Raw genomic sequence first — 3,726 nt, 5'->3', positions numbered from 1 at the left:
ATACAGAAAAGATATTCAATAGATAATTTATTAGTATCTAAGTACTTATGATTTTTTTTTAGAGTATTAAAGATTTAAAAAGCAAATCACTACTAAGAATATAATACCAACTACAAGAAGATTATATTTGTAGCCCAATAAAATAGCACAATTAAATTAACTTGACTAAGTAATTTTTGGATGAAAGGCCAGAGAAAGAATTTTATAAGCTAGTTTAGCTGCTAAAAAATCACAACTGTGAAAATGAGGAATAGGGGCTAATTCATTAATATCGGCACCAACAATAGTCCCCACCTGGCTCGCTGCAGCAATAATTTCAAGCGCATCATTCCAAAATAATCCACCTGGCTCCGGCGTTCCAGTGGCAGGCATTAAACTTGTATCAAATCCATCCAGGTCAAACGTAAGATAAATGGGACGATTTTCAAAGGAAGCAATAATTTTTTTTATATCCCAACTTTTTTTATCTTTTGCCCAATAAATATGAATTCGTTTTTGATTAGCTTCAAAAAAAGCAATTTCCTCCGCAGAAATATTTCGAATACCAGCTGAAACAACTTCGATATTCGGATAATCTAAACAACGCCGAATTGCCGAAGCATGAGAAAAATACTCGCCATGATATCCATCACGCAAATCTGCATGCGCATCAAAATGTAAAATTACTAAATTAGGATACCGTTTAATAAATGGGCGAATAGAACCTGCAGTGATCGAATGCTCTCCTCCAAAAATAAAGGGAAACTTCTTATCTTCTAAAACACGTTCTACTAACCTTTCCAATTGCTGCAATGCTTTTACTATCTCATTTTCGATCTTGGGCTCTTCCAGAGTTACAATCGCTATATTACGATAAGGCTCGTACCAAAGAGCTTCATCAAACAATTCCACCTCATGTGAGGCTTGAATCATCGCCTGAGGTCCCTTGGCAGTACCCCTTCCATAACTCACAGACTGCTCCAATCCAAAGGGAATGATGACAGCCTTTGCGTTTTTATAACTTATAACTTCTTTAAAGGCCAAGCCTAAAAAAGCTTTTTTAGAAGGAAGGCATTGCATTATTTCAATTTCTCATCAAACAACTGAGCATAGCGTCGACGTAACCGATCCCTCCAAAAACCTCGATGATAAGCATCGCTTGTTAATAGCGGTAATATAGAGGTAGCTTCTGCATAAACCATTTGTTCATAAGCCGTATCTACTTTGCCCCAGGAAGAGGCTTCTTTAAGGGTCGAACTGGAACACGCCCCATCACGCATATCTGCTACAGTTATTTGAATAGCATACTTATGCATATCTACTGATTTTCCAATAACTTCTGCACAAACTACGGTGTCTTGAACAAAATTTTTTGGAACCCCACCCCCGATCATTAATAATCCAGTTCTCTCTGCTTGAATTTTAATTTCCGTTAGCTCACGAAAATCTCGAATAGAATCAATAGTTAAATGCTTAGTAGGATTTTTTACTTGATGGAGTACTAATCCAAAACCTGCTGAAGAGTCTGTAAAAGCAGGACAAAAGATGGGTACATCATGTTCATAGGCTAGTTGAACTAACAAATCTTCTTTTTTTGCCTTTCCTTGCTGTAAAAAAGCACCCATAGCCTGAATAAATTCACGTGAGCTATAAGGACGAGGTTGAAGTCTATTAGCAATTTCAAAAATGGTATAATCACATCGTTGTAAATCTTCCTCATCGATATAAGTATCGTAAATTCGATCAATATATAAATTACGTAATTTCTGATCATCAACTATTGATCTACCTTGATAATGTCGAAAACCTAAGGCCTCAAAAAAATCCATATCCACGATGCTAGCACCGGTTGCTACAATAGCATCCACCATATTGTATTTTACTAAATCAGCATATAATTTCATACAACCACCAGCCGAAGTTGATCCAGCAATAGTTAAAATAATGCTGCATTCCTTGTCTTGAAGCATTTGGTTGAAAATTTGTGTTGCCCTGGCAAGATCTCGAGAGGTAAATGACATTCTATCCATCGCATCAAGAATCGGACGAGCATCAAAACGGGTAATATCAATATGTTCAACTGTTTGTTGCAATAATTCTTTCTTCAAAGAAGACATGGGTAAGATTTGATTTTTCATCAATGATGTTCTCACAAGTTAATAAAAATTAAGCAGCAATCACTTCAAGGGGTTCTTGCGTGATGTACTCGTCCGAATACATCGTCATAAGAGGCTCATCTGAAATCAGCACAACACCCTCTTTTTGCTTGAATCCATTAAATTTAGTAGATAAAGTTCGGCCATAAGCGCCTATTTGGCCGATTTCGATATAATCACCTTCTTGAATATCATTAGGCAAATAAAAAGGACCTTTCATGTAATCTAAAGAATCACAAGTTGGACCATAAAAACTAAAAGGTAAAAGATCTCTGTCTGTAGGACGATTTGAGCGTAACAAATGTACTGGAAAAATAAAATGGGGAATACCAGCATCAAAAAGACTTCCATAAGTGCCATCATTGATATAAAGCATATCCTCTTTTCTTAGCTCAACATTCACCACTACCGAGGTGCTTTCTGCCACTATTGAACGACCTGGTTCACAAAGCAATTCTAAATGAGGTCGGTTGTGAGCTATTTTCGCAAATTCTGTATGAATCGCCTCAAAATAAATATGCAACGCTGGTGGGATCATGCCTGGATAAATGGAGGGAACCCCTCCACCCACATTAAAATATTCAATTTCTACACCCGCTTCATTAATTACTTTATCAGCCATACGAATGGCTATTCGGTAAGCATCAGGGTGCATACATTGTGAACCGACATGGAACGTGACCCCTAGCTTGTAAGCCACTTTCCGTATGGTTTTTAGTAATTCAGGAGCTTCGTGTAGATTAATACCAAATTTTTCTGCCAAATTAAATTCAGCAAAGGTATTTGGAATAGCAAGCCGTAAATATAAGCAGAGGTCTTTGGCATTTTCAGTACAACGAACAATTTTATTCAGCTCGGCTAAGCAATCGAGAGAAAAATGACGAATATCGTAATTAAAATAAGCTTCACGAATCGCGTAAGGTGATTTTACTGGATGCATGAAATAGAGTTCAGCCGAAGGAGCATATTCTTTGATGATACAAATTTCTTCATAAGAAGCCACATCAAACGCAGTTACACCGTAGGAATGCACCAATCGAATGACGTGTTGTTCAGGGTTCGTTTTTACCGCGTATAAAATTCGTCCTTTAAATTGGGTACGAAAGTAATTAACAGCCCGCCCTAAGGCAGCGGGCCTAAAAGCAAAAACAGGCTGCATCGGCCTGCTTTCAGCAATTGAAGCAATGGTCTGAAGTTTCATTGCTGCATATAAAACCTATTTTAGTGATTATTCTACTATTTTTACTATTTTCCGCTATCAATATATGAGATTAACTGCAATGTCAAATAAAATATTTCTTTTTCAATCATTCCTGACTAATGTCTCTAATTCAATTGATTTACAGCAATAAGCACTAGAGAACAAGGATTGATTTATAGATAGACATAGAAAAAAGATTATATTTCTCAAAAGCTATGAGAACACCATAAAACTTACCATTTGCGTCTTTAATCTCGATTAGTAATTTATATTCTTCTATTCAAAGAGAAAACCATAAGAGAAAAGTGATGACTTTTTTAATCTAAGTTCGCTCATTTCTAAGTCTACTCATTGTTTGTAATTCCACTAATTATTTATGATATTATCATG

General features: G+C 36.3%; 3 protein-coding genes. All 3 read right to left on the bottom strand.

Going from position 1 to position 3,726, the window contains the following annotated elements:
• Nucleotides 1-165: 165 nt before the first annotated feature.
• Genes speB through CLERM_RS03720 form a run of 3 tightly spaced genes read right to left on the bottom strand, consistent with a single transcriptional unit; the run spans nt 166 to nt 3,336 of the window.
• Nucleotides 166-1,059 (bottom strand): agmatinase, encoded by an 894-nt coding sequence (gene speB, locus CLERM_RS03730; protein WP_102157243.1) that lies wholly within the window; start codon nt 1,057-1,059, stop codon nt 166-168.
• Nucleotides 1,059-2,120 carry a 1,9-bis(guanidino)-5-aza-nonane synthase gene (locus CLERM_RS03725; RefSeq protein ID WP_102157242.1) on the bottom strand — a complete coding sequence of 354 codons (1,062 nt, stop codon included), beginning with the start codon at nt 2,118-2,120 and terminating at the stop codon, nt 1,059-1,061. The genes speB and CLERM_RS03725 overlap by 1 nt, the downstream gene beginning before the upstream one ends.
• 25 nt (nt 2,121-2,145) lie before the next feature.
• Nucleotides 2,146-3,336, bottom strand: a complete 1,191-nt coding sequence (locus CLERM_RS03720) for a type III PLP-dependent enzyme (protein WP_102157241.1) — start codon at nt 3,334-3,336, stop codon at nt 2,146-2,148.
• Nucleotides 3,337-3,726 lie beyond the last annotated feature (390 nt).

The sequence above is a fragment of the Coxiella-like endosymbiont genome, assembly GCF_002871095.1.
Lineage (GTDB): Bacteria > Pseudomonadota > Gammaproteobacteria > Coxiellales > Coxiellaceae > Coxiella.
This window is presented reverse-complemented; position numbering and strand designations above follow the sequence as displayed.